General features: G+C 32.5%; 28 protein-coding genes, 1 tRNA gene and 1 other RNA gene. 10 read left to right on the forward strand and 20 right to left on the reverse strand.

The window, feature by feature from the left end:
• Positions 1–2 precede the first annotated feature (2 nt).
• Positions 3–377 (reverse strand): hypothetical protein, encoded by a 375-nt coding sequence (locus EU92_RS08660; RefSeq protein WP_241432548.1) that lies wholly within the window; start codon positions 375–377, stop codon positions 3–5.
• Between the two features lie 61 nt (positions 378–438).
• A complete protein-coding gene (locus EU92_RS08655) occupies positions 439–687 on the reverse strand; it encodes a hypothetical protein (RefSeq protein WP_032513553.1) in 249 nt (82 codons plus the stop codon).
• A gap of 627 nt (positions 688–1,314) precedes the next feature.
• On the opposite strand from EU92_RS08655, the gene EU92_RS0108665 reads away from it, so the two are divergent.
• Positions 1,315–1,758 (forward strand): hypothetical protein, encoded by a 444-nt coding sequence (locus tag EU92_RS0108665; RefSeq protein WP_032513554.1) that lies wholly within the window; start codon positions 1,315–1,317, stop codon positions 1,756–1,758.
• A 553-nt stretch (positions 1,759–2,311) separates the two neighbouring features.
• On the opposite strand, the gene EU92_RS09750 is transcribed toward EU92_RS0108665, so the two are convergent.
• From EU92_RS09750 to purM, 3 genes are all read right to left on the reverse strand, one after another.
• Entirely contained in the window at positions 2,312–2,479 is a 168-nt protein-coding gene (locus EU92_RS09750; RefSeq protein ID WP_193741738.1) for a hypothetical protein, read from the reverse strand.
• On the reverse strand, positions 2,466–3,110 hold the full coding sequence (locus EU92_RS08650) for a hypothetical protein (RefSeq protein ID WP_032513556.1): 645 nt from the start codon (positions 3,108–3,110) through the stop codon (positions 2,466–2,468). The genes EU92_RS09750 and EU92_RS08650 overlap by 14 nt, the downstream gene beginning before the upstream one ends.
• Positions 3,111–3,243: 133 nt before the next feature.
• Positions 3,244–4,287, reverse strand: a complete 1,044-nt coding sequence (gene purM, locus EU92_RS08645; RefSeq protein WP_032513557.1) for a phosphoribosylformylglycinamidine cyclo-ligase — start codon at positions 4,285–4,287, stop codon at positions 3,244–3,246.
• Between the two features lie 98 nt (positions 4,288–4,385).
• Between purM and EU92_RS08640 the strand changes: the two genes are divergently transcribed.
• Positions 4,386–5,918 carry a bifunctional pantoate--beta-alanine ligase/(d)CMP kinase gene (locus EU92_RS08640; protein WP_032523497.1) on the forward strand — a complete coding sequence of 511 codons (1,533 nt, stop codon included), beginning with the start codon at positions 4,386–4,388 and terminating at the stop codon, positions 5,916–5,918.
• A 2-nt stretch (positions 5,919–5,920) separates the two neighbouring features.
• On the opposite strand, the gene EU92_RS08635 is transcribed toward EU92_RS08640, so the two are convergent.
• Genes EU92_RS08635 through EU92_RS08615 form a run of 5 tightly spaced genes read right to left on the reverse strand, consistent with a single transcriptional unit; the run spans position 5,921 to position 9,103 of the window.
• Complete coding sequence (locus EU92_RS08635; RefSeq protein ID WP_032513560.1) at positions 5,921–6,394, reverse strand: low molecular weight protein-tyrosine-phosphatase; 474 nt, start codon at positions 6,392–6,394, stop codon at positions 5,921–5,923.
• Positions 6,395–6,425: 31 nt separating this feature from the next.
• Positions 6,426–7,187 (reverse strand): phycoerythrobilin:ferredoxin oxidoreductase, encoded by a 762-nt coding sequence (locus tag EU92_RS08630; RefSeq protein ID WP_032513562.1) that lies wholly within the window; start codon positions 7,185–7,187, stop codon positions 6,426–6,428.
• A complete protein-coding gene (locus tag EU92_RS08625; RefSeq protein WP_032513563.1) occupies positions 7,188–7,898 on the reverse strand; it encodes a 15,16-dihydrobiliverdin:ferredoxin oxidoreductase in 711 nt (236 codons plus the stop codon).
• Between the two features lie 5 nt (positions 7,899–7,903).
• A complete protein-coding gene (locus EU92_RS08620) occupies positions 7,904–8,614 on the reverse strand; it encodes a heme oxygenase (biliverdin-producing) (protein ID WP_032513564.1) in 711 nt (236 codons plus the stop codon).
• Positions 8,615–8,671: 57 nt separating this feature from the next.
• Positions 8,672–9,103: a hypothetical protein gene (locus EU92_RS08615; protein WP_032513565.1), complete on the reverse strand. Its 432-nt coding sequence runs from the start codon at positions 9,101–9,103 to the stop codon at positions 8,672–8,674.
• 213 nt (positions 9,104–9,316) lie between these two features.
• Between EU92_RS08615 and EU92_RS08610 the strand changes: the two genes are divergently transcribed.
• On the forward strand, positions 9,317–10,741 hold the full coding sequence (locus EU92_RS08610; protein ID WP_032513566.1) for an NADP-dependent isocitrate dehydrogenase: 1,425 nt from the start codon (positions 9,317–9,319) through the stop codon (positions 10,739–10,741).
• 2 nt (positions 10,742–10,743) lie between these two features.
• On the opposite strand, the gene EU92_RS08605 is transcribed toward EU92_RS08610, so the two are convergent.
• Genes EU92_RS08605 through EU92_RS08590 form a run of 4 tightly spaced genes read right to left on the reverse strand, consistent with a single transcriptional unit; the run spans position 10,744 to position 15,284 of the window.
• Positions 10,744–12,093, reverse strand: coding sequence for a four-carbon acid sugar kinase family protein (locus EU92_RS08605; protein ID WP_032513567.1), 1,350 nt, complete (start codon positions 12,091–12,093; stop codon positions 10,744–10,746).
• 13 nt (positions 12,094–12,106) lie between these two features.
• The gene (locus EU92_RS08600) at positions 12,107–12,961 is read right to left on the reverse strand and encodes a galactose mutarotase (protein ID WP_032513569.1); all 855 of its coding nucleotides are present in this window, start codon (positions 12,959–12,961) and stop codon (positions 12,107–12,109) included.
• Positions 12,962–12,973: 12 nt separating this feature from the next.
• Positions 12,974–13,873 carry an alpha/beta fold hydrolase gene (locus tag EU92_RS08595; RefSeq protein WP_032513570.1) on the reverse strand — a complete coding sequence of 300 codons (900 nt, stop codon included), beginning with the start codon at positions 13,871–13,873 and terminating at the stop codon, positions 12,974–12,976.
• 43 nt (positions 13,874–13,916) lie between these two features.
• Entirely contained in the window at positions 13,917–15,284 is a 1,368-nt protein-coding gene (locus EU92_RS08590) for a cation:proton antiporter (RefSeq protein ID WP_032513571.1), read from the reverse strand.
• A 154-nt stretch (positions 15,285–15,438) separates the two neighbouring features.
• Between EU92_RS08590 and EU92_RS08585 the strand changes: the two genes are divergently transcribed.
• The gene (locus EU92_RS08585) at positions 15,439–17,985 is read left to right on the forward strand and encodes a glycogen/starch/alpha-glucan phosphorylase (RefSeq protein WP_080727633.1); all 2,547 of its coding nucleotides are present in this window, start codon (positions 15,439–15,441) and stop codon (positions 17,983–17,985) included.
• On the opposite strand, the gene EU92_RS08580 is transcribed toward EU92_RS08585, so the two are convergent.
• The 3 genes from EU92_RS08580 to EU92_RS08570 all read right to left on the reverse strand — a co-directional run bounded on the left by EU92_RS08580 (position 17,978) and on the right by EU92_RS08570 (position 18,949).
• The gene (locus EU92_RS08580) at positions 17,978–18,433 is read right to left on the reverse strand and encodes a hypothetical protein (RefSeq protein WP_032513573.1); all 456 of its coding nucleotides are present in this window, start codon (positions 18,431–18,433) and stop codon (positions 17,978–17,980) included. The genes EU92_RS08585 and EU92_RS08580 overlap by 8 nt on opposite strands.
• Positions 18,434–18,464: 31 nt before the next feature.
• Complete coding sequence (locus EU92_RS08575; protein ID WP_032513574.1) at positions 18,465–18,797, reverse strand: hypothetical protein; 333 nt, start codon at positions 18,795–18,797, stop codon at positions 18,465–18,467.
• A 78-nt stretch (positions 18,798–18,875) separates the two neighbouring features.
• Positions 18,876–18,949: transfer RNA gene (locus EU92_RS08570), tRNA-Arg, on the reverse strand.
• Between the two features lie 37 nt (positions 18,950–18,986).
• Here EU92_RS08570 and rnpB point away from each other — a divergent pair.
• Together rnpB and EU92_RS08565 are read left to right on the forward strand one after the other, a co-directional pair.
• An RNA gene (rnpB, locus tag EU92_RS09365) (RNase P RNA component class A) lies at positions 18,987–19,366 on the forward strand.
• A 21-nt stretch (positions 19,367–19,387) separates the two neighbouring features.
• Positions 19,388–20,137 carry a ribonuclease III family protein gene (locus EU92_RS08565; RefSeq protein WP_032513577.1) on the forward strand — a complete coding sequence of 250 codons (750 nt, stop codon included), beginning with the start codon at positions 19,388–19,390 and terminating at the stop codon, positions 20,135–20,137.
• A 3-nt stretch (positions 20,138–20,140) separates the two neighbouring features.
• On the opposite strand, the gene EU92_RS08560 is transcribed toward EU92_RS08565, so the two are convergent.
• Positions 20,141–20,326, reverse strand: a complete 186-nt coding sequence (locus EU92_RS08560) for an NAD(P)H dehydrogenase subunit NdhS (RefSeq protein ID WP_032513579.1) — start codon at positions 20,324–20,326, stop codon at positions 20,141–20,143.
• 21 nt (positions 20,327–20,347) lie between these two features.
• Here EU92_RS08560 and rimM point away from each other — a divergent pair, with 21 nt between their 5' ends.
• Entirely contained in the window at positions 20,348–20,884 is a 537-nt protein-coding gene (gene rimM / locus EU92_RS08555) for a ribosome maturation factor RimM (RefSeq protein ID WP_032513581.1), read from the forward strand.
• 16 nt (positions 20,885–20,900) lie between these two features.
• Here the strand turns inward: rimM and glmS are convergent, their stop codons facing one another.
• Positions 20,901–22,796, reverse strand: a complete 1,896-nt coding sequence (gene glmS, locus EU92_RS08550) for a glutamine--fructose-6-phosphate transaminase (isomerizing) (RefSeq protein WP_032513583.1) — start codon at positions 22,794–22,796, stop codon at positions 20,901–20,903.
• 81 nt (positions 22,797–22,877) lie between these two features.
• Positions 22,878–23,123: a photosystem I iron-sulfur center protein PsaC gene (psaC, locus tag EU92_RS0108670; RefSeq protein ID WP_007099573.1), complete on the reverse strand. Its 246-nt coding sequence runs from the start codon at positions 23,121–23,123 to the stop codon at positions 22,878–22,880.
• Between the two features lie 133 nt (positions 23,124–23,256).
• Here psaC and acpP point away from each other — a divergent pair, with 133 nt between their 5' ends.
• From acpP to tkt, 3 genes are read left to right on the forward strand one after another with little or no spacing between them, the layout of a single operon-like run.
• Entirely contained in the window at positions 23,257–23,496 is a 240-nt protein-coding gene (gene acpP / locus EU92_RS08545; protein WP_032513584.1) for an acyl carrier protein, read from the forward strand.
• A gap of 6 nt (positions 23,497–23,502) precedes the next feature.
• Positions 23,503–24,747, forward strand: a complete 1,245-nt coding sequence (fabF, locus tag EU92_RS08540; protein ID WP_032513586.1) for a beta-ketoacyl-ACP synthase II — start codon at positions 23,503–23,505, stop codon at positions 24,745–24,747.
• A gap of 43 nt (positions 24,748–24,790) precedes the next feature.
• Complete coding sequence (gene tkt / locus EU92_RS08535; RefSeq protein WP_032513587.1) at positions 24,791–26,797, forward strand: transketolase; 2,007 nt, start codon at positions 24,791–24,793, stop codon at positions 26,795–26,797.
• Positions 26,798–26,809 lie beyond the last annotated feature (12 nt).

Genomic DNA, 26,809 nt, shown 5'->3' on the forward strand with positions numbered 1-26,809 from the left:
AATTACTTTCCTATATCTGAACCCACACCTTTGTTATTGAGTTCCTTTTGATATGCCTCTTTGCTTGAGAGTATGAAATCTTTAATCGAGAATTTATTAAATAATGACTTTCCTATATCTGAACCCACACCTTTGTTATTGAGTTCCTTTTGATATGCCTCTTTGCTTGAGAGTATGAAATCTTTAATCGAGAATTTATTAAATAATGATTTTCCTATATCTGAACCCACACCTTTGTTATTGAGTTCCTTTTCATATGCCTCTTTGCTTGAGAGTATGATATCTTGAATCGAGAATTTATTTAACAATGACATTCTTAGTTTGTGAAAATTGCTTTGGAGAGGCTCACTTAAGTTCTCAATTCTTTTATAACGCATAGCAATTTGCACTTCAACTGTGTGAGATCTTTTTTGAAAATCTACATATCGAACTTTTCAATTATCTTGATTTGGTTCTCTTCCAAAACTCTTTTAATGATGATTGCATTTGCCCTGTATTTTCTTTTGGATCAAACTTGTCATATCCTTTCAATTTTTTCCATCTGGTGTAGAGATAACCAAGATAGATACTCTGCATAAATGATTTTGGTCCATTTTTGAGAAACTTACTAGCAAACTTGGATTGGTTAAACTCCAAACTCCCTAATATTTCTTGCTTCCAATTTGTATCGTCAAAATCTTTTGTCATTATTGTTGTTGATCCTCCTGTATTTTCTTCAATCTATTGTATTCCTGATTCAAGGTTTCCTCAACTATTCATTAGGGGAACACTTTAGAGGTGCCAGTTAATATCATTTACCTCCCGAAATTCCTGACGAAAAAGTTAATCAAGAGCAAAAATAAGCACTAAAAATAACCTTTATGTGCGGTTAGTGGGCGGTTAGTTGTTAATTATTATCGCTGAAACTGCAGATAAAGTCTTGTTTTTTAGTATTAATACCCCAATTCGAATCTGGGTGCAACCTTTATTATTTGGGTTAAAAGATTCGCTGTAACCCCTTCCAAAAACTTGAGTTTAGAATATCTATTATTAAATTTCAAAGCGTTTTTAGCGGTAGGTGAGTGATAGGTTAATCGAACTTTTTCCCTTTTTTAATATTATCCCATAAGTTCACCTAACACCTCTCATATGAGAAAAAGTATTTCTGAAGAGAATTCAAATTTCTTTGAAGAAAATTATCTATTTTTAATCATTGTGAGAGCAACTGTCACATGTGACAGTTGACAAAGAATAATATTGAAACTTTAAATTTTAAATAAATAATTTAATGTTGACATGTGTGAGTGAGTTGCTGAAAATATCTTAATTTTTAAAATGAAAACATTTATCGCAATTCTTATATTTGGTTCATCTCTTCCAGTAAATGCTTATGAGAGCATTGGAGATCGCAGTAATCGTGAAGCATATGAGTCACAAAAAGGATACGCATACGAAAACAAGTGTTTCCGTTATGAGTACAGGGAACAATATATTCCAGGCAATTCAATGTCGCCTGGTTATGTCAAATCTTATAACGAGAAAGTTTCTATCCCATGCAATAATCATCGAAAAGTATTTAATTATTATCATCACAAACCTGAACCCCAAACTTCATATGTAAAATATAAACCTGCTCCAAAATGCACTACTAGTAAAACTTTAGGTGGATTGATTGGAGGTGGACTTGCAGCATCTTTATCAAAACGAGATGCATATGGTTGGACTATTCCTTTAGGGGCAGTTTTAGGCGCAGGGATAGGAAATGCTGAATGTAAATAAATTTATTGAAAGTGCTGGTACTAATCGTTTTATTCTTTTTTCATAAAATCCACTAATGAAATCCTGCAAGTTTTTACTTGATCTTTTATAAAGAGATGATGTTATTACAAATCCTTAGATAACAAAAAATATATCAACTCCAAGGTATCCCTTGGGAAATATTTCTTTGTTGAAGTGATTGATAATAACAGCTCCTACTAAAATGCTCTTAAACCATCAATCTCTAAAAGGTAACGAGTATTTTCTAATGGAATATTTTTGGAGAAAAGATTAGTCACTCAAAAATAAATATTATTAAACTATTTTACTTTTACATACTGTTTTGTTTTTTCAATATTTTGAGGTTCTGAAAAATAAAATATGAGGAAATTTGTTTGCCCACTTCAAGTCTTATGCACTCATTATCTAAAAAGTTACAATCACTTATTTATATGTAGAAAAATAACCTTTCTTAATTGTAGATAAATATTAACTTGATATATTCATGTATAAAAAACATTAAATGAATTTATTTATTATCACCAGATTATTTTCTATATATTGCTGAACTATTTTAGTAATCATTATCTGCGACACACATTCCTAGACATCTAACACCATTTGATGATGTCCTTTTACAATGATTACACAAAATCGTATCTTTCTTTAGAGGAACATTAATTTTTGAACTATTTTGAACCTTTAAACTTATAAACCCTTTTCTTGAATCAAATAGAGCCATTCTTGGAGTCATCACTTGAGTCAATACTAACAACAAGTGAAGCATTTGTGTTGGAAGAGGGTATGTCCATGATTTTTACAGTTTCTTTAGGCTCATCAATAATTTGATTTTCTTCAGCACTCTCATCAACTGCGCATGCTTCAAGAGCCTCTCTAAGTAGTGAATCAAAAGTAGCACCTGGCAATCTATGTCTAGCAACCTCAAGAAAAGTTCTAGGTAAAGATTCAGAAGCAGCATCTCTCAAAGCAGGATTATTCTTTCTATGTTCTTGTTCTTCTTCTATGGATTTAATAAATCTAAGTGTGACATCTCTTTTAGTAGAAGCTTTTATCAGCGTATCGTTTTCAGGGTTAATAACGTTAGGCTCATTCTCAAGATCACTCAGCCTTTTTTCCAAACTATTTAAAACCTCATTAGCTTCTTTACTAATATGAGCTAATTGACCATCGGACAAATTAGGCAAATCAGCAACAAACACCTTCCCATGATCCCTCAGTGTCAAAAAAGTAGGTCTTGGACCCTGAGCTTGTCTTCCACTAAATTCAGAATTATTACCTATAGGTCTTTTGGGAGGTGTAGGACCAGCTGAACTACGTCTACGTGTAATTCTTTGATTATTTGCAAAAGGCATTGAATTAAAGGTTAAATCTTAATACTTAAACTTCCGATATAATTCGGTGCTAATTTTATTATATTACACCTAACTTTTTCATTTGTGTATAAAAAAAAATTTTTAAATTCATTTTAGAAATAAGATAAAAAATTTAAGTTAAAATTTCAGGCAAAAATTTACTAACTTTTGAATCTTTTTTTCGTACTATCTGTCCAATCTCCCAACTATCGATTTGATGATCTTTACAAATATTTAATATTGAATCTTTAAATTGTTTATCAATAATTAAACAAAATCCGACTCCAAGATTAAAAGTATTCCAGAAATCTTTTTCAGGAATCATCCCTTTTTCTTTTAAAAATTTAAATAAAGTAGGAATTTCCCAAGATTTAGTATCGATATAGGGAATAAAATGAGAGGGTATGCATCTTGGTAGATTCTCTGGAATGCCTCCACCAGTAATGTGAGACATAGCTTTAATTTCTATATTTTCATTTAACATTTGATTAATAACATTATTGTAGATTTTTGTAGGTTTTAATAACTCATCATAAAAATTTAAGTGAGAAACTTTTTCGAATTCTTTATCTATTTGATTATTATTTTGAATAATTTTTCTTACTAAACTAAAGCCGTTACTATGGATTCCATTACTTTTTAAAGCAATTATTAAGTCATCTTCTGATACTTTTTTACCATTAATAAGCTTGTCCTCATCAACTATTCCTACACAAAATCCAGCTAAATCATATTTATTCTTTGAATAAAATCCAGGCATTTCAGCAGTTTCCCCACCTAGTAATGAACATTTATTTTTTACACAGGCATATGAAATGCCTTGAACAACCTGCAATAATTTTTTCTTATCAAGCTTGCCAGTAGCAATATAATCAAGAAAAAATAAAGGTCTTGCGCCGCTAGTAATAATATCGTTCATGCACATCGCAACCAAATCAATCCCAACCTCAAAGTGAAAATTTTCACTTTGGGCTAATTCTAATTTCGTTCCAACGCCATCGGTTCCTGAAACTAGAACTGGTTTTTTAAAACTATCTATAGGAATTCTAAATAAACCTCCAAACCCACCAATACCTTCAATCACATTAGATGTATGCGTTCCTTCAACTGCCTGTTTAATTTCGGAAACAAATTCTCGACCAGCTTCTATATCAACGCCTGATGTTTTGTAATCCATAAAATAAAAATGATAGACTCTCTCTATATAGATATTCCTACTAAGATTGCTTTTGTCCAGTAATTATTTATCAAATAGATTTATTTTAAAAAAACAAAGTGAAGAAAGTAATTATAAGGAAAACAGAAGAAATAAAAAATTGGAGAAAAAATATAAATAGTGATATTAATTTCATTCCAACAATGGGTAATCTTCATAATGGACATACAAAACTAATATCAACAGCTAAAAATGAAAATTCCAATGTTAATTTAGTAAGTATTTTTGTTAATCCACTTCAATTTGATGACAAGTCAGATTTAGAGAATTACCCTAAAACAATTGATAATGATATTAATATCACTTTTGCAAATGGTGCAGATGCCATCTTCATCCCCAGTACTGAAGATATGTATCCGCCAAATAATAGAAATATTACATTCCTGAAAGCTTCTGCAGAATTATCTTCTCAATTATGTGGATTAAATCGAATTGGACATTTTGATGGAGTTTGCACTGTAGTTTATAGATTAATTAATCTCATCAAGCCAAAAAATCTTTATTTAGGAGAAAAAGATTGGCAACAACTCTTAATTTTAAAAAATCTTGTCCTAACAAAGAAATTAAATGTTACTATCAAATCTATTCCTACACAAAGAGATTTTGATGGAATTCCTTTAAGTTCTCGTAATTTACATTTATCAAAAAACGAAAGAAAATTAATTAGATTTTTTTCAAAAGAATTATTATTAGCAAAAAAAACTTTTCAAGAAGAAAAAAAGATCAGTGTAAAAGAAATAATTAAAAAGCTGTCAGCAAAAAAAATTTCAATCGAATATTTAGAACATTTACACCCTCATACCCTCCAAAAAGCAAGAATTGAGGATAATATTTCTTTACTGGCTGGTGCGATAAGATGTGGAGAGACAAGATTAATTGATCACGTTTTTCTAATGAAAAGAAGACCGATTATTGCAATTGATGGCCCTGCAGGTTCAGGTAAAAGTACCGTAACAAAGTTAATAGCCAAGAAACTTCAACTTTTATATTTAGATACTGGTGCAATGTATAGGGCATTGAGTTGGCTCTTAATAAAAGAAAATATTGATTATAAAAAAGAAAAAAAATTACAAAATGTTCTTAAAAATATTTCTATTGTGTTCAAGTCAAATGAAAATTCACACCAGGATGTTTTTATTAATAACTACTGTGTTACTGAAGAAATTAGGTCGCAAGAGATAAGTTCCATCGTTTCTAAAATTTCCTCAATTAAAGAAGTAAGAAAATTCTTAGTAGAAGAACAAAGAAAAATTGGGGAAACAGGCGGACTTGTTGCTGAGGGCAGAGATATAGGAACTACTGTTTTTCCTCATGCAGAACTTAAAATATTTTTAACTGCAAGCATCGATGAAAGAGCAAAAAGAAGAAGATCTGACAAAAAAAATAAAGACTCACAAGAAATAGATCTTCATATATTAAAGGAACTTATAAAGAAAAGAGATTTTGAAGACTCTAATAGGGAAATTTCACCTTTATTAAAAGCGAATGACGCAATAGAAATCGTTACGGATGAATATTCAATTCATGAGGTAGTAGATAAAATTATTGATCTTTATAATGACAAGATTCCTAAAGAGATTCAGATCCAATAAATTCAAGAAATACTTGCCAAGAAGCCACTTACAGAGTCTTCTAAAATATCAAGAACATAATCAAAGCCCTCATCACCTCCAAAATATGGGTCTGGAACTTCTTGCTCATTAAAAACTGATCTGAAATTTTGTATTTTATTAATTGATGAAAAATCAGTTGAAGTTGTTCTATTTTTAAGATCTTGAATATTTCTAAAATTTGAGTCGTCCATCGCAAGAATATAGTTAAATTGGTCAAAATCTTTACTAGTAATTTGACGAGCCCTGCTCAAGATATTTAGATCTCTTCTTGATGCTGCAATTCTCATTCTCGAATCAGCTTTTTTTCCAATATGCCAACTCCCAGTTCCAGCAGAATCTACAATAAAGCCATCAGTTAATCCATTCTTTTCAATGAGACTTATAAAAATAGCTTCTGCAGCAGGAGACCTGCAAATATTTCCCAAACATACAAAAAGTACAGAAATTTTTTTCATATTATTTCAAATTTAGTTAACTATAAGACTTTTAAGTAGTAAATAAAACTTCTTTAATTAAAGATTCAGTAAATTCCTTGCCAAACAAACTCGATAACATTGGCCTTGCTGGATCGTTATCTCTTCTATATTTCAAGTAATTTTTTTGACCATTTATTAATTCTTTTTGCAGTTCCGTATTAGCTTCCTTACTTTCAAAAAGAATTTCCAAATACAAAGTTAGATATTCCTTAAATGATTTATACAGCTGATTAGCAATTAAAGAATCACTCCTTTCATCTTTTGGCAATTTTGACCAGATTACTCCTGGAGAAAAGAATCTCGCTACATCTGAAGACATTTTTTCAGCTAATGGGAGTGATGAATGACAATGAGTTTTGAGTTTTATAAGTTTTTCTAATAAATCATTATTATATTGATTTTGTATTTTTAATGAAGGCTGGAAATCTAATACTAATAAATGACTATTAGGTAAGGAAACAAAATCTACTCCAAAAAATGGTACGTTATACATAGTATTTGGAATAATTAAAAAATTTAAAACAGAATAATTTGGACTGTTAATACAAACTGCTCTTGCAAATTGAATTCTTTTTTTATGCTTTACACCCCAAGTAGAAAGATTCACATTTTTTTTTGATTTTTTTGAACCATAATTTGAATCTTTATAAGAATATTCGGAGGGTATTATTTTTTCTAAACAATTATATTTACTTAAATTATTAATTAAATATTTTAGAAAATTATGCCATCTCCAATCTGGTCTATAAAAAATAGTATCTTGGATTAACATTCAATGAATAATTTCATTATTTAGTGTAAAAAGAAATTTATTAATAAATTGTTTTGTCCATTTGTCACCAAAAAAAGATTTAAACAATTTATCCGCAGGGTCTTTTTCAAAACTGTACTTATCGTATTTAATTTGATTAATCTTTATTTGTTCAGTATTTAAAAATTGATTAACAGGATTCAATTTATAGATATTCAAATAATTATTTACAAATGAATGGAATATATTATTTAAATCTCTATCAAGGTTTAATTTATTTCCTCTACATATAATCACCCATGGGGAGAAATACTTTTTTGCATCATAGATATTCTTCATTTTATTATTATCAAATGCAGAATATTTTTTCTTAATAATACCTAAACTTGAACAATATTTTTCAAGATACTTGCATTCTTGAATTAAAGGTTGATAATCAAGGATTGCTAATAACTTTTGAGAAGCTCCAAACCATAAAATATCCGCTCCTAGAATAGGCACTTCACTATCAAAATTTGGATATGCAACTGTATTAAACACTTGCAGTTTTTTGCCACCGTCTAATCTAGTTATTCGCCATTTTCTATATTCGGGAGATGAAAAAAGCCAATTCTTAATAATATATTTTGAGTCTTCATTCTGATGTTCTTTGAATTCGCTAGATATTTGCACTTCATGACCATTTAATTCATCAATATTGGTTTTAAGGAAATCAACTAATGAATCAAACATAAATACTAGGTCTCAGTGCTTCCTTTCCTAACTTTTTTTGTAATGTAATTGAATACAATCTTGCCTAAAACAGCAATCAAGTTGCCTTCAAGCTCCTTAAACATTTTCATATTATAAGTAAAAGCTTGATTAGCTTCATCAATAATTTGATCAGCAGTTTTTTGATTTATTGGAAGTTGATTCAAAGTAAGGGAGTATTCTTCCTTGAATTTCTTTTCGTCAGTAATTAATTCAAATTCATAAAAATTTAAACCATCATTTCCCTGCAAATTTAATGCTTTTTTAGCAATCCTTTTTAAAATTTGACCACCAGATAAATCTCCTATATAGCGCGTGTAGTGGTGACCAACCAACAACTCCGGTGAATTTTTTGCAACCTCACGGATTCTTTCAACGTATTCTTTTGCTGATTGAGAAATATTAATTTCATTCTTCCAATTATCACCAAAATAAAATTTAAGATCATTTTCAAGGGTTTCTTTTCTGAATAAAGATTTAAAACCAATAGGTTTTATTACGGGATGTTCCTCGGAAACTAATCTTTCAATTTCTTCTTCCATAGCCTCATAAACAAAATATAAATCACTAATTAATTTTCTATAAGATTTTTTTTCAACAACTCCTTTTAAAAAACAAGCCACAAAACCAGTATTTTCGGCCATGGTATGGGATTTTTTTGTCCCTTCTCTTAGTTGTCCTGCAAGAGCGACTGTCATTTATTTTGAATTAATTTTTTAAGTGTATTTAATCTACAAGGAAAATACATAAAACAGCTAATTTTTGTTACCAGCGGATGTTGTAGAGAATAACTTATAAAGTTCTTTACAAACCAAAAAAAGATTATCTTTCTGTTCCTTTTGCGGTAAATGAGTACCAGTCACTTCCCAGTGGCCGATAGTCGCTACTCTCCATCTCTCGGAGGGTACAATCATACCTCTCATTATTATTCCTAACAATTTTGGGACTCTGTTATTGTCATCATTTTCAATTCTTAATTGTAAAAGTATTGCTCTACATTCAATGAGAGGACTCCAACCAGGGAAATGAAACGCAAAGTCAATGCTATCTTGCATAGATTCATTGTTTGAATTTTCCCAGGGACTAAAGTTTACGCTGGCATCTGGAAAATATTTCCGAAACAACACTGCAGTGGAAGCAATTTTATTAGCTATTTCAACATTACTTACGTTTGAACTCGCATTCATAAATAGCTAAGTGTTTTTTTTGAAAATGACATAATTTCATTTAACTTGCTTATTAACTACTTTTTCTTTTAATAAAGATGTTGATATGCTGATCAATAAAGTATTCCCTATTCACATTTGAATAATAAATTTCTAGCTTTTAAAGAAAATAACTCATCGCAAATTACAATACGAAGAACTTAAATGAGTTATCTTAGTTATTAATTCAATGCTATGCCAAAATTTGAAAAATTAAATTTACCTAATGAAGGAGAGATAATAACTTTTAATGAAGGCAAGCCTAATGTTCCTAATAATCCAATTGTCCCATTTATTAGGGGTGATGGAACTGGAGTTGATATATGGCCAGCGACTCAACTTGTTCTTGATGCAGCGATAAAAAAAAGCTATGGAGATCAAAGAAAAATTAATTGGTTTAAAGTCTATGCAGGGGATGAAGCTTGTGAAATTTATGGAACATATAACTATCTCCCTCAAGATACTATTGAAGCAATTAAACACTTCGGTGTGGCCATCAAAGGTCCTTTAACAACTCCAATAGGAGGAGGTATTAGATCACTTAATGTTGCATTAAGACAAATCTTTGATTTATATAGCTGTGTTAGACCATGTAGATATTATACAGGAACTCCAAGCCCTCACAAAAACCCTCAAAATTTAGACGTTATTGTTTATAGAGAAAATACTGAGGACATCTACATGGGAATTGAATGGGAGGCTGAAGATCATAATTGTATTGAATTAATTAATCACTTAAATAACGTTGTAATACCAAATAGTAAAAATTTAAAAAATAGATCAATTCCAAAGGGGTCTGGAATTGGAATAAAACCAGTCAGTAAAATAGGTAGCCAAAGGCATATTAGAAAGGCTATTGAACATGCAAAAAGGTTAGCAAGAGATAAAAGACATGTAACTCTTGTACATAAAGGTAATATTATGAAGTATACAGAAGGTGCTTTTAGAGATTGGGGATATGAATTGGCAGTGAATGAATTTAGAGAAGACTGCATTACGGAAAGAGAAAGCTGGATTTTAGATAATATTCAGAAAAATCCAGAAATTACAGTTGAGAATAATGCACAAAAAATCGAACCAGGTTTTGACAAACTTACTAAAAATAAAAAGGCATTAATCTGCGAAGAAATTAGAGAAGTTATTTCCTCAATCTCTCATTCCCATGGAGATGGTAAATGGAAAGAACTAATTCTTGTTGATGATCGGATAGCTGATAGTATATTTCAACAAATTCAAACTAGACCTCAAGAATATTCAATTCTTGCAACATTAAATCTTAATGGCGACTATGTTTCTGATGCAGCTGCGGCAATAGTTGGTGGACTTGGTATGGCTCCTGGTGCGAATATTGGTGATAATGCAGCAATTTTTGAAGCAACGCATGGTACTGCGCCAAAACACGCAGGATTAAATAAAATTAATCCAGGTTCAGTAATTCTGAGTGGTGTTATGATGCTTGAATATTTTGGTTGGGATGAAGCCGCTAACTTAATTACTAACGGTTTAAGTAAGGCAATAGAGAAAAAAAAAGTCACCTATGATCTAGCACGTTTAATGGAACCCAAAGTAGAACCATTATCCTGCAGTAGTTTTGCTAAAGAAATTATCTCAAAATTCTAAATTTAAAAATTATTTTTATTTTCAAAAACTTTCCATATATTGACTAATGAATCTTTAGTGCCAATGTTTCCAGGATGTGTAACTATAGGAAGCTTTTCATCATTTTTTAAGTTGTAAGTCACTACAGAAATGCCTGTTAGAATCTGTCCCTCAAGATAAACATAATCTGCATTAAGTCCATTACTAAGAATCACATTTGTTGTTATTCCACCTTTTGAAATCAAATATCCTATCTCATACTTCAAATCTGCGACTAATTCAGCAATAAAAAAAGCAAGTGAATTATACAAATTAAATTGTTCAGAGTAATCTAAGGACAAAATTTTTCTTGAAGTAAACAATACAGGAGTTTTTCCTTGATCAAAAGAAAGTCTAATTTCTCTCAAAAATTTGTTTTTAAAGTAATTCTTTAGCTCCTGATTATTGTCTGATGAATTAATTTTAAAGAATTCAAAAACATCTAATTCAATTGGGCTGCAATTACTTATCTCTAATAAATTTTTCAATTGTATCGTTGAAAGTTCCACATAGGATCCAACAATTATCAATCCTGGAAGAAAACTATTTTCTTTATTTCTTATTCTTAAATTAGAGAAAAATGTTTTCCCCTGAGAGGCGCTTTTTTTCTCAGAAATTGAACTTATAAAACTTGCTGCAGTTCGAAAAAGGAATTTTTTTTGTTTAGTTAATTTTTTAATTACTAAAGAAAATTTTTTTAGTTGAGAATAATTTTCTACATCTACAATTACATGTTTATTATTCTTCAAGTTCTTTAATGTTTTAAAAACAATGTTATTTTCTTCATCATTCAGAATTTCTATATCTGACAATAAAAGATTTTGAATATCTTCAAAATTTATTTGCGATTTACTCTTCTTAAATAAAAGATTCTTGACATTACTTGTCTCATATCCAAAAATTTTATCTCTTGCAAAAATTGTTTGATTGATAGGGGTTTTATCAACAAAGTGTGATCCATTAATTGTTAATCTTTTACCCTCTATAAAAGCTGGAATATGAAAAGTAGCATCAAAAGGACCTAAGCAACTATTTAGGGCACTTGGCTCTATAAAATTATGTCCTCGAAGAGTAGAGTCTCCTCTACTTATAAAAATAATTTCTTCTTCATAAGAATGAGAAGCCATGACGGTCTTAAGATTTTTGCAAATTTCCTCTATAGTTAATTGCGCATCATTTTCCGAAAGTGACCTTGTATTAGCCAAAATAAAAAATAAATTAGATTTAGATTCAAAACCTTTGACTAAAGTTGAGCAGTCCCACTTAAGAAGTAATAAGCAATCATGTACAGTTTGAGAGCCTGTTGGATCATCATCAATAACAACAAATTTCATCAGTATTACATAATTAATTAAGAGATTTTATTTGTATTGAGGCATCAAACCTTTGACTATAATTTGAAGGAATCATAATGTTTCTGAAACCATCAACAAAAGAATTTCGGGGACTAGTCCAAGGTTCAAAACATATCATTCTTCTTGGAGGATCACTCCAAATCACTCCTAGATCAAAAGGATATGGATGATTTAAAGTTACCTGTCTTTTGAAAACTCTATCTCGAAAAGAGCTCCTACCGGATGTATACATAAGAAGATCAACTCCTAACTTAATATTGTTTAATTCATCCAAAGTATTACTTATGACGTTTTTTTCTTGATTCTGACAATTAAGTGGAATATCAATAAACTCTAAATTCTTGAAATCTGAAACATTAAAATAAGGATGCAATCCAAAATTTATAGGCATTGCAGTGTCTGTTTTATTATAAATCTTAATTTCAAATTCTAAACAGTTAATATTTAAGATAACTTCTATTTTTAATTCGAAATCGAAAGGATAATATTTTTTGGTTTTTTTAGATTCATTTAAAAATAAGCATAAAGATTTTTCATTTTCGTTAAAACAGTATTGCCATTGCAAATCCCTAGCAAAACCATGTTGAGTTAATTGCATATAATCTTTTCCAAATACTGAACTAGAGGTATTGAGATTTCCACAAATTGGGAACAAGATTGGAATGCCTCCCCTAATACTTTTTGTTTTATCCATAAATCTTTTTTCATCGAAATAAAGTATCTCTTTACCATCCGAAACCCAATTTGTAATAACACCTCCTCTTTGAGGACAAAATTTAATATAGTTATTTTGATCTAATTGAAAGACAAAAATTCCATTGTCTTTATTAGATAATTTAGTTTGCACAATAATTTTTACTTAGAGAGAATCAACCCAATCCAAAATATGCTGATTAACTAATTCAGGTATTTCATCATGAGGACAATGCCCAGCATCTAGAATGATTTCTTTTGTATTCTTTGGTGTAAATTTATTATATAAATTTCTTTTTTTTGGAGTGTTCATCCAAGGATCTTTGCTTCCCCAGAGCAGTAATAATGGTGAATCGAGTTTTGCGAATAACTTATCCAACGGCAATCCCTGAGGACCTGATGGGTTAAATACACTTCTAAAAACATTAAAAGCTCCGTAATCTAGCGAAGGCTTTCTTATTGACTCAACTAAAAAATCATCAACATTTTTTTTGTCAACATAAACTTGATTCAAAGTTTTTTTAATATTTTTAGGATTTCTCATGTTCTCAAAAATTAAACGTTGAAGAACAACATTTTTCAAAAATATGCCTGCAACTGTTTCAATTGAAGTTTGCAACATATTCTTTTTGATAGTTTTTTCTTCACTAAAATATCCTGCAGCATTAAGTAATATCACTCCTGCGTTTAGCTCATTTAATTCTGAACCAGCTGCTAATGCTGCATAACCACCTAATGAATTTCCAACAACAATTGTAGGTTTTTTTATTTTCTCTTTTACATAAGCGACAACCTGATCTTTCCATAAAGATCCTGAGTATTCAACATCTTGAGGCTTAGGACTTTTTCCAAAACCCAGTAGGTCCATAGCGTGAACTTCGTATTTGTTACTCAAAATAGGAATATTGAATCTCCAATGATCCGTAGAAGCCCCGAAACCATGAATTAATAAAATTGCACATTCTTTTGATATTTGCTCAGGCTTAGCAGAAACAGTATGTATGGGGTAATTTAAAAAATTCCAATCATAATTTACATCACTATCTATCAAAGCTGATTTTTCCATTTATTGAAAATATTATGTAGTTTGATTCTAATAAACTTATTTCCTAAAGAAGACCAACAGGATCAGCTGCAACATCATCTGAAATTTTATTACCATCATTTGGGGGCTTATCTTTTAGAACAATTCTCAAGAGAACAGGTGCAAGAAAAGTAGTTCCAATAACCATTAATAAAATAGCTGCCTCAAGAGAAGGAGTTAACAACTTAGCGCTTGTTCCTAGCCCAAGGAAAATTAAACCAACCTCTCCTCTAGGCATCATACCCAAACCTACAACTAATCTATTTGTAGGTTTATCAATTGAAAATACCCATCCGGCTGCAATTTTTCCAATAATTGCAACAACTAATAAAAATCCTGCAACTACAAGAGCTGATCTACTTGTTGGATCAAGTGGATTGATAACTGATAAATCCATTCCAGCTCCAACTAATACAAAGAAAATAGTTGCGAATAAGGAAACTAAAGGTAAAACAGATTGTTGTATTGCATGATTATTTTTAGAACTACTAAGAATTAATCCAGCTGCAAAAGCACCTAAAGCTGCTTCCAATCCAATGGCTGTTGCGACAAAACAACATAATACAAGTATTACAAAAGAAGCCACTACTACAGCTCCAGGAGCTTTTAATCTATCTAATAACCAATCAAATCCTGGGGCTGCTGTTCGACTTAATGCAATAGCAGCAATAACAAATACTACTGCTGCCGCAACTAATTTAATAATAGGAGCAATTTCTAAAGAACCTCCTGCAGCAAGAGCCACAACAACTGCCAGAATAACAATTCCCAAAATATCATCTAGCACTGCTGCGCCAATAACAATTTGCCCTTCTCTAGTTTTTAAATATCCTAATTCACCGAAAACACTAGCAGTAATTCCTATACTTGTGGCTGTCATAGATGCACCAGCAAAAACTGCTGGAATTAGATCTACTTGGAAAATAAACATTAATCCAAGAGTTCCAAAAGCAAACGGTAAAATTACCCCAGCCATAGCAACAGTAAAAGCCTGCGCACCGACAGCTACCAATTCCTCTAACTCACTTTCTAATCCTGTTAAAAATAAAAGTGCATATAAACCAAGTGTTGCGACTGCTTGGAGAGATGGAAAACTTTCGAAATAAACATCAGGTACTGCTTCCGGAGGAATTGAAGCCAATGAACTAATAACATTTACAAGTCCCTCATTTAGTTCAGTTCCAGCTGAGGGCGGTATCAATAAATGGAATCCTGAAGCCCCTATTACAACCCCTGCCAGAAGCTCACCTACAATCGTTGGTAAACTTAATCTTACTAATACTTCTGCTAATGCTCTTGCTGATAAAAAGATCAGTAGAAATCTTATAACTCCGATCAACGTTTCAGCAACTTCTAAATCATGCGCACTTAATTCAGCAAGTAAAGAATACATATGAAATTCGAGAAAAAATAAACTACATAATTGGAAGATAGTTTATTGAGGGCCCACTTTAAGAAATATGTAAAAAAAAAGCAAAAATACTCAACAAGTGTGGATCTGAAGTTACTACAAAGAAATTTTCTAAAAAATGGCTATTGTCTTAAATATGGCTAATCCAATGAATTCCAACGAACCCTTAGATCTACGCTTGCCTACTCCTGGTTGCTACTTAGATCCTGAGAAAGCTGGCATGGATTCGGATGCTGTTTTTCAAGGAATGACGGCTCATTTATTTTATACTCTTGGGAAATTAGCAACTTCTGCAAGTCCTCATGACTTGTATATGGCATTAAGTTACGCAGTTAAAGACAGGCTAATGACAAGATATTTAGCCAGCCAAGAAGCCATAAGAAAAAAACCACAAAAAACAGTAGCTTACTTATCAGCGGAATTTCTAATAGGTCCTCAATTAAGTAATAACCTCCTCAATCTTGGCATAACTCAAGAAGCAGAAGATGCTTTAAAGAGATTTGGGATTGAATCATTGTCAACAATTCTTGAAGTAGAAGAAGAGCCAGGATTAGGAAATGGCGGACTTGGCAGACTTGCAGCATGTTATATGGAATCATTAGCATCCTTACAAGTACCAGCTGTGGGATATGGTATTCGCTATGAATTTGGAATATTCAATCAATTAATTAGAGATGGTTGGCAAGTTGAAGTGACAGATAAATGGCTTAAAGGAGGATGGCCATGGGAACTTCCACAACCTGACGAATCATGTTTTGTGGGTTTTGGAGGAAGAACTGAAAGTTATAGAGATGACAAGGGAAACTATAGATCAAGATGGATACCTTCAGAACACGCAATTGGAGTTCCTCATGATGTTCCAGTCCTGGGATATAGGGTAAATACATGTGACAGATTAAGATTATGGAGAGCTGATGCGACAGAAAGTTTTGACTTTTATGCCTTCAACATTGGTGATTACTATGGAGCAGTAGAAGAAAAAGTTGCATCTGAAACTCTTTCAAAAGTTCTATATCCAAACGATGGAACCGATGAAGGTAGAAGATTAAGACTCAAACAACAACACTTTTTCGTAAGTTGCTCTCTTCAGGATATGTTGAGAAGCCTTGAAAAAAGATCAATACCAATAACTGAATTTCCTCTACATTGGACAGTCCAATTAAACGATACCCATCCAGCTATTGCTGTCGCAGAATTAATGCGACTTCTTATTGACCAATATCAAATAGGTTGGGATAAAGCTTGGAACATAACAACATCATCGGTTGCATATACCAACCACACCTTACTTCCAGAGGCTTTAGAAAAATGGGATTTAAGTTTATTTAATGATCTTCTTCCTCGCCATCTAGAAATTATTTATGAAATTAATTGGCGTTTTTTACAACAATTAAGGCTACGTTATCCTGGTGATGACAAAATTCTTCAAAAACTCTCAATTATTGATGAAGAAGGATCAAAATCAGTAAGAATGGCACACTTAGCTACAATTGGAGCACATCATATAAATGGGGTTGCGACTCTTCACTCAGATCTCATAAAAAGACAGCTTCTCCCTGAATTTGCAAAATTATGGCCTGAAAAATTTACAAATGTTACTAATGGAGTTACTCCAAGAAGATGGGTCGCCCTCTCAAACCCATCTTTATCTGACCTTTTAGAAAAAGAAGTAGGTCCTGATTGGATAACTAATATGGAACTTTTGAAAAAGTTAGAAGGGAAAAAAGACGATGCCAATTTTTTACAAAAATTTGAGGAAACTAAATTAAATGGTAAACGAAAATTAGCTAGCTTTATCCATTCAAAAACAAGCATACTTGTAGATCCATCAAGTTTATTTGATGTTCAAGTAAAAAGAATTCATCAATATAAAAGACAACATTTAAATGCCTTACAAATTATTGCTCAATATCTAAGAATAAAGAATGGCACAAACAAATATGAAGTACCAAGAACAATAATCTTTGGAGGTAAAGCTGCCCCTGGTTACTTTATGGCAAAACTTATGATTCGATTCATTAATGGTATTGCTGATGTAGTTAATTCAGATCCAGATATGGATGGTCTATTAAGGGTTGTTTTTTTGCCAGACTATAATGTAAAGCTTGGTGAAATAGTTTATCCTGCCACAGATCTATCAGAACAAATTTCAACTGCAGGAAAAGAAGCTTCTGGTACTGGAAATATGAAGTTTGCCATGAATGGTGCACTGACTATTGGAACCTTAGATGGAGCTAATGTAGAATTAAGGGATCTTGTGAATAAGGAAAATTTCTTCCTTTTTGGGAAAACTGAAAGTGAAATTATGGATTTAAAAAACAATAATTACTTGCCCAATACTTTTATTGAGAATTGTCCAGAGCTTAAAGAGGTGATACGCCTAATAGAAATTGGGCACTTTAGTAACGGTGATAAAGAATTATTTAAACCCTTATTAAATAGCTTGACCGGACATGACCCATTCTTTGTAATGGCTGACTTCCAAGATTACTTAAATAAGCAGGATGAAGTTAGTAAATGCTGGAATAATAAAAATTCTTGGAATAAAATGGCATTATTAAATACAGCAAGATCAGGTTATTTTTCATCAGATAGATCTATAAGAGAATACTGCAAATCAATTTGGAAAGTCTCTCCAATGCCCGTAGAGATTACTTGCGATGTCGAAGAATTATCTAATTAAAATTTTTCTTATCTGGAAAATCTGGAGTTTGATGAAATAACCTGTTCAAAATTAATCTATCAACGTTTAAGGGGTCTGGTGCAAGTTCGTTTGCAATTTCTTTGAATTTTAATTCAATATTATTTGAAATTTTTGTATCAAAAATTCTTTCCATTAATGCTTCAATTGAATATAAATAAGCATTAACAATTTCAAGTTCATCTAAAGCTTCAGCAATTTCTCTATCAGAAATATGTTTTTCTACAGAACTTATATTTTCATTAGATTCTCTTTCAGATAATTGTCTCTGTAATTCACTAGTCATTTTATTACAGAGAGTTCTAAAAGATTGAATTGATGTCCAATTTAATTCTTGTTGCTGCTTAAAAGTAGGGAATTCTCTAATCAAACGATCATGCTCTTTATAAAATCTCTGACAATCAGAGCATTGACAGGGTTCTTCAGTCAAAAGAAAATATAACTCTTTCTATATCATCCCACTATTTGGGCATAATTGTAGGTCCATCCAATAATTCGTCATTTTCATCTGGTGAATCTGGACTATCTGGCAAAGGTATCTCAATACTAGTAACCAAGTTTATTACGTCTCTTAATCTCATAGAATCGGCAAACCATCCCATTGCTTGTTCAGCATCTCCTCTTTTTTCAGCATCATTTGCTTGATCTTCATGAGCTTCTGCCAATAAAGCAAGCCAGCATAAGCATCTTGCTTGAACTATTGAAAGATCTACATCATTAGGTTGAGATTTAGAAATGCGTTCGTGCTCTTGTTGAATTAAGAGCTTTAAACGCATATCATGCAACTTAGCCATAAAAGATTTATTACTAATTATACGCTAGCTAGAGAGTAGGAAATTTGCACACATACTACATATAGTTTATTACTTAAACGGGACTGGTGGGAGTCGAACCCACGACCTACGGTTTAGGAAACCGTTGCTCTATCCTGCTGAGCTACAGCCCCATAGATGATTTTTGGGGTATTAAGCACTATGCTAAATGAAAGCAGGAGAGGCAATCGCAAAAAAGTTTTATTTTGTTTCCAAAATAAAACTTTTTTGAGGAAAGTCCGGGCTCCCACATGGTCAGGCTTGCTGGGTAATTCCCAGTGCGGGTAACCGTGAGGATAGTGCCACAGAAACATACCGCCTAATACTTTTAGTATGGCAAGGGTGCAATGGTGCGGTAAGAGCGCACCAGCAACATTGAGAAGTGTTGGCTAGGTAAACCCCGGCAGGGTGCAAGGCTTAGTAGATTTATGACCATTACAAGATCTACTTTTAAGTGCCGCTTGAGACTGTGAAGTAATTCCAGCCCTAGATAGATGATTGCCCATCTTAGTTAAGATGAACAGAACCCGGCTTATGACCTGCTTTCCAATTGATGCGATTATTAAAATCATATGAAAAATACAATTAACGAAAAGAGGATAAATCAAATAGTTACTTTTTTAAAGTACTTAAAAATTAAATCAAAAAGATTTTCTGAGATAATTCAAAAACAAAATATTTCAGTGATTCAAGATTTTAATCAAGCATTAATCCATTCCTCAAATGACAAAATAATAAATTACGAAAACTTAGAATTCTTTGGGGATGCAGTACTCAGATTAGCTGCGTCTATTTTTATTGAAAAAAAATATCCTCAAATGAGTGTAGGAGAAAGATCAGAGCTAAGAGCACAAATCGTAAGTGATGAATGGTTAACTAAATTAGGCAAAAAAATTGGTATAGAGGAACTTATAATTAAAGGCCCTAAAGCTCTAGGTGATGAAAATTCAAAAAACACTATTATTTGTGAAGCTACAGAAGCTTTAATCGGTGCCCTTTATAAGTGCTTTAATTCTATTAAGGAAGTAAATCTATGGCTAGATGATATTTGGGAGAAAGATTCAGAAATTTTTTTAAAAGCTCCATATAAATTCAAATCTAAGACTGTATTACAAGAGTGGTGTCAAAGTAAAGGTTACGATTTGCCAGTTTATAAAATAATTGAAGTATCTAATAAAAATGGCGACCCAAAAAGATTTTGTTGCGAAATATTTATCGAAGGATTAAAAGAATCTTCTGCATTTGGAAAATCTCATAAGGAAGCAGAGACAAATGCAGCTAGAATTTTGATAGAAAAATTTATAACTACAGGTAAAATCTAATTTTTATACTATTTCTAAATTAATTAGCTGAAAAGTTATGAGTTTATCCCAGTTACCCCCTTCAAACAGAACAGCAGCTCTTTTTTTTGTAACTCGCTGTACGAAGCCTTTATATCCTCTATATATGGAGTTGGCATCTTTTACAATAACAAAAGAGCCAGGGAGTATTGGTTTAGTTGATAATTCCATAAATTACTATTAATACAATTTATGATAGATAAAAATGAATGGTTAGTTGTTGGATTGATAACATCATGTCATGGAATTAAGGGACAAGTAAAGGTTAAATCTTTAAGTGATTTTGAAGAAAGATTTTTAAAACCAGGAATGAGATGGTTACAAAAAGAAAATGAACCTCCTTCAGAGATAGAACTCATCTCTGGTTTTAAACAACCTGGGAAAGAAACTTTTATCATTAAATTCCAAGGGATAAATAATAGAAATAATGCAGAGCAACTGAAAAAATATAAAATTCTTGTAAAAACAAATAAACTTCCTAAATTAAAAAAAGAGGAATACCATTTATTAGAACTTATAAATTTACAAGTCAAGACTGTAGAAAATGATGAATTAATAATTGGGAAAGTTACTAATTTAGAAAATGAGAAAAACAATTTACTTGTTATTGAACTATTTAAAAATCAAAAAAAAGTTCTCATACCATTTGTCAAAGAAATAGTCCCAGTAGTAGATATTAAAAATAACTTTCTAATCATCAATCCTCCAAAGGGGCTGTTAGAGCTATAAATCTAAAAAAGATTAATCATTCCACTGTTACACTTTTAGCTAAATTTCTTGGTTGATCTACGTCAAGTCCTCTATGAGCTGCGATATGGTAACTCAATAATTGCAAAGGTATTATATTAAGTAAAGGGGAAATCCATTCATTAGAGGAAGGAATTTGCATTAAATAATCAAAGATTTCAGTTCCATTAATTTCAGGAGCTATCCCAATCAAATATGAATTTCTTGCTTTTGCTTCTTGAGCATTACTAATTACTTTATCAAAAACTTCGCCAGAGGAGGCAATAGAAATTACAGGTACTTTTTTATCTAACAAAGCTATTGGACCATGCTTCATTTCTCCAGCTGGATATCCAGCTGCATGAATATAACTTATTTCCTTTAATTTTAGAGCTCCTTCAAGAGCAATAGGATAATTTATACCTCTCCCTAAAAATATGACATCTTTGATATTAAAAAAATCATGTGCTAACTTTTCTGATGATTTATTATGTTTCTCTAAGAGATCTTCTATTATTGGTGGCAATTTTAATAATTCTGTTATTAATTTATCTATTTCATTTGAACTTCGACTGCATTTAATATGCGCAAATTTTATAGCTAATCCATAAAAAGAAAGTAATTGTGCAAAAAAAGTTTTTGTTGCCGCAACTCCCACTTCTATTCCTGCACAGATATCAATTATATTTGGGATCTGCCTTCCTATCGAGCTTTCTTTTCTATTTGTTATTGCAATAAGATTGGGTTTAAATTTTTTATCATCAATTGAAGACCGTCTTTTAATTTCCATATCGAGTGCTGCAATTGTGTCAGCAGTTTCTCCAGATTGTGTGACGCCAATCGTTAATGTATTTGGGAGAAGTGGAGGTGGTGAATATCGAAATTCGCTTGCGTAAAAGACATTTGCAGGTATACCTGCAAATTGTTCTAATAAAAAGCTTCCCACCATTGCAGCATGTTTACTTGTGCCACAAGCGATAATTTCTATTCTCTCAATTGATTTTAAAAACTTCGTATCAAAAGGATATTTGATTTGATATTGACCATTTTCTAAGTTTTTGATTAAGTAATTTTCTAACCAGTTTTTTGCAGTGCCAGGCTGATCATATATCTCTTTTAACATGTAGTGTTTGAAATTCATCTTATCCATTATTTGCTCTGAGACTTTTAAAGAGACTGGATTTCTATATTGTCTTTCGTTGTTTGAGTCATATATTTCGATCCCAAGAGGGGTTAATAAAGCTATTTCCTCATCTTCCATAGGCAAAATAATATTTGTAAAGTTTGCAATAGCTGGAGTATCACTCGCACAAATAAATTCTCCTTCACCCAAACCAATAATCAAAGGTGCTTGCCTTCTTGCAACTACAAGAGAGGTTGGAGCTTCAGCCCATAAAACTGCCAAAGCATAAGATCCTTCTAGATCAGATATTACATTTCTCACAGCTACTAATAATGTTGAACCATTATTCTCAAGATTAAGTTTACTTAATGTATTTAATTCTCTTTCAATTAAATGGGGAATGACCTCGGTATCTGTATCGGAATTAAAACTAATACCCTCTTTTTCTAATTTATTTTTTAAATCTTGAAAATTTTCAATAATGCCATTTTGAACAACTGCTATGGTTCCCGCACTATCAGTATGGGGATGAGCATTTTTAAGTTCAGGTTTTCCATGAGTTGCCCAACGAGTATGTCCTATACCCACAGTTCCCGGAATATTCTGATCATTAAGATTACTTATTAAATTCTTAAGTTTCCCCTCTGCTTTGTTACAAGTTATAGAATTTGTTTCTGAATTTATAATTGCAATACCTGAGGAATCATAGCCTCTATATTCAAGTTTTTCTAAACCATTAATCAATATTGGTAAAGCTTTTTTATAACCAGTTACAGCAACTATCCCACACATACGAAATTTTTTTTTTTCAATTATATTGAAAAAAAAAACTTATTTCTGAATGTATGGACTCTCTTGAAACTGCACTATAAGTTAGTACGCTAAGCCCATACTTCTAGACGTTTCATCTCCCAAATAAACACGAATACTTAAGAAGTCTGTAGGACAAGCCGTTTCACATCTTTTACAACCTACACAATCTTCAGTTCTAGGGGATGATGCAATTTGGCCAGCTTTGCAGCCATCCCAAGGGACCATCTCTAAAACATCAAGTGGGCAAGCCCTTACACATTGGGTGCATCCAATGCAAGTGTCATAAATTTTAACTGCGTGTGACATGTAAAAATTGTCTTTTGAACCTCGTTATATAATACTATTGTCTTACAAAGAAATTAAAAAAATTAAGATATGCTTCACTCTTGTTAACTCTAGGGCATAAAATCTTATAGATAATTAGTAATTTCCATAAACTATGTCAGAAGAAATCCTCGAAAAAGTCTGTTCTATTGTTTCAGAGCAATTAAGCGTTGAAGCAGGAGAAGTAAAATCAGACTCCAATTTCCAAAATGATTTGGGTGCAGATTCTCTAGATACCGTTGAATTAGTGATGGCTCTAGAAGAAGCATTTGATATTGAAATCCCTGATGAAGCAGCTGAAGGAATCGCAACAGTTGGCGATGCAGTTAAATTCATCGAAGAAAAAAAAGGTTAATCAAGAATGCGAAATCTCCATCGAGTAGTTATTACTGGTATCGGAGCAGTAACTCCAATTGGTAACAACATTGATGAATATTTACTCAGTCTTCAAAAGGGAATGAATGGGGTCTCAGGAATTACTCTCTTTGATCCAGTAGAACATCCTTGCAAATTTGCAGCAGAAGTTAAAAACCTTCAAACTGACAATTTTATTGAAGCTAAAGAATCAAAAAGGTGGGATCGTTTTTCACAGTTTGGTGTTATTGCTGCAAAGCAAGCCTTTAATGATTCTGGACTTGAAATTACTGAAGCTAATGCTTCAAGAATTGGAGTAATTATTGGCTCGGGAGTTGGAGGCTTACTAACAATGGAAAGCCAAGCTCAGATACTGAGTCATAAAGGACCAAAAAGAGTAAGTCCATTTACAGTTCCAATGATGATACCCAATATGGCAACTGGACTAGCTGCCATTGCTTTAGGCGCAAAAGGACCAAGCTCTTCTGTTTCCACTGCTTGCGCTGCCGGTTCTAATGCAATTGGAGATTCTTTTAGATTGCTCCAACTCGGGAAAGCAGATGCAATGATCTGTGGAGGGGCAGAAGCAAGTATTACTCCTCTTGGAGTAGCTGGTTTTGCCAGTGCTAAAGCTCTTTCCTTCAGAAATGAAAGTCCTGAAACAGCGAGTAGACCTTTTGATGCAGAAAGAGATGGATTTGTTATTGGAGAAGGATCTGGAATTCTTATTTTAGAAACTCTAGAAAATGCACAAAAAAGGGATGCAAGAATCTATGCAGAAATTATTGGATATGGAACAACATGCGATGCTCATCACATCACTGCTCCCTCTCCAGGTGGGGTTGGAGGAGCAGAAGCTATCAAACTAGCCATTGAAGACAGTTCTCTAAGCCTTGAAAAAGTTGATTACATAAATGCTCATGGAACGAGTACATCAGCTAATGACAAAAATGAAACTTCTGCAATTAAATCAATATTTAAAGACAGATCTTACCTTATTCCTGTAAGCTCTACTAAGTCGATGACTGGTCATCTCCTAGGAGGTTCAGGAGGTATAGAAGCTGTAGCTTGTATACTTTCTTTGACACATAATTTTATCCCTCCTACAATTAACTACGTCAATCCAGATCCTGATTGTGATCTTGATTATGTACCAAATAATGCAAGAGACGCTCAAGTAGGAGTTGCTCTTTCAAATTCTTTCGGGTTTGGTGGTCACAATGTTTGCCTTGCTTTCAGCAAAATGAATTGAAGACAACCAATTCTGTATTTCCAACTTATCTTATTTTAAAACAATGGTCGCTGCATCTGTTTCATTAGAATCACTCTGTGTAAATAGTATAAGAATGCTTGCTGTAGATGCAGTAAATAAATCTAATAGTGGACATCCTGGATTGCCAATGGGTTGTGCTCCTATGGGTTATGCATTATGGCAAAACATACTTAATCACAATCCTAATAATCCAAAATGGTTCAATAGAGATCGTTTTGTATTATCAGCTGGTCATGGCTGTATGTTGTTATATTCTTTGCTGCATCTGACAGGTTACAAATCGGTTTCCATAGAAGATATTAAAGAATTTAGGCAATGGGGATCCAAAACTCCTGGACATCCAGAAACTTTCGAAACTGAGGGAGTTGAAGTTACTGCTGGACCTCTAGGAGCTGGAATTTCTAATGCAGTTGGTTTAGCAATAGCGGAAACTCACTTAGCAGCTAAATTCAATAAGCCTGATTGCGATATCGTTGATCATTATACTTACGTAATTATGGGTGACGGCTGCAATCAAGAGGGTATTGCATCAGAAGCTTGCTCATTAGCTGGTCATCTTAAGCTTGGGAAATTAATTGCACTCTATGACGATAATCAAATTACTATTGATGGGCGAACCGATGTTTCTTTCACTGAAGATGTTTTGAAAAGATATGAAGCTTATGGATGGCATGTCCAACATGTTGAAGATGGAAATCATGATGTTAAAGGAATAACTGAAGCTATTGAAAAGGCAAAATTAGTTACAGACAAACCCTCAATAATAAAAATCTCAACAACCATAGGTTATGGTTCGCCTAATAAATCAGATACTGCTGGAATTCATGGAGCGGCTGTTGGAGAAGAAGAAGCTTCATTAACCAGAGAGTTTTTAAATTGGGAATATCCTCCATTTGAAATACCAGATGAAGTATATAAGCACTTTAGAAAATCAATAAACAAAGGACAAAACTTAGAGAAAGAATGGGATTCTAGATTTGAAGAATATCAGAAAAAATATCCGTCTGAAGGAGCCGAGTTAAACAGAATGTTAAAAGGCCAATTACCTGAGAATTGGGACTCAGATCTACCCTCTTATACACCTGATGATAAAGGTTTAGCCACCAGAAAGCATTCACAAATATGTTTAGGTGCCCTTGGTCCTAACTTACCTGAATTAATAGGTGGTTCAGCAGACCTAACTCACTCTAACTACACAGATATCAAAGGAGAAACTGGATCTTTCCAGTCTCACAGCCCTAAAAAAAGATATTTACATTTTGGAGTTCGAGAGCATGCAATGGCAGCAGTACTTAATGGGATTGCATACCACAATAGTGGCCTCATACCTTATGGTGGAACCTTCCTTGTTTTCGCAGATTACATGAGAGGATCAATGAGGCTTTCAGCACTTAGCGAATTAGGAGTTATCTATGTATTAACACATGATTCAATTGGTGTTGGAGAAGATGGTCCGACACATCAACCTATTGAAACTATCCCTTCTCTTCGTGCAATGCCTAACATGCTAGTTTTCAGACCAGGAGATGGGAATGAGACGAGTGGGGCTTATAAGCTTGCTATTCAGAATCGAAAAAGGCCTTCTGCTCTTTGTTTAAGTAGACAAGGTATGCCTAACCAAGATAATACTTCAATCGAAAAAGTTGCATTAGGAGGATATATAGTTTCTGATTGCGAAGGGACGCCAGATTTAATCTTTATTGGCACTGGAAGTGAACTAAATCTTTGTATTGAAGCAAGTAAGGAGATTTCAAACTTAGGTAAAAAGACTAGAGTTGTCTCTATGCCTTGCGTAGAACTCTTCGAAGAACAAGAAGAATCTTACAAAGAAAGTGTTTTACCTAATAGTGTAACTAAGAGAGTTGTAGTAGAAGCTGCCCATTCATTTGGTTGGCACAAATATACAGGTTTTGATGGGATTTGTATTACTATGGATAGGTTTGGCGCGTCAGCTCCTGGCGGCGAGTGTATGAAGAATTTTGGATTTACGGTTGAAAACGTTGTTAATAAGACAAAAGAAATTCTATAAATATTAATTAAT

Origin of the sequence: Prochlorococcus marinus str. MIT 9107 (assembly GCF_000759855.1) — a bacterium.
GTDB lineage: Bacteria > Cyanobacteriota > Cyanobacteriia > PCC-6307 > Cyanobiaceae > Prochlorococcus_A > Prochlorococcus_A marinus_N.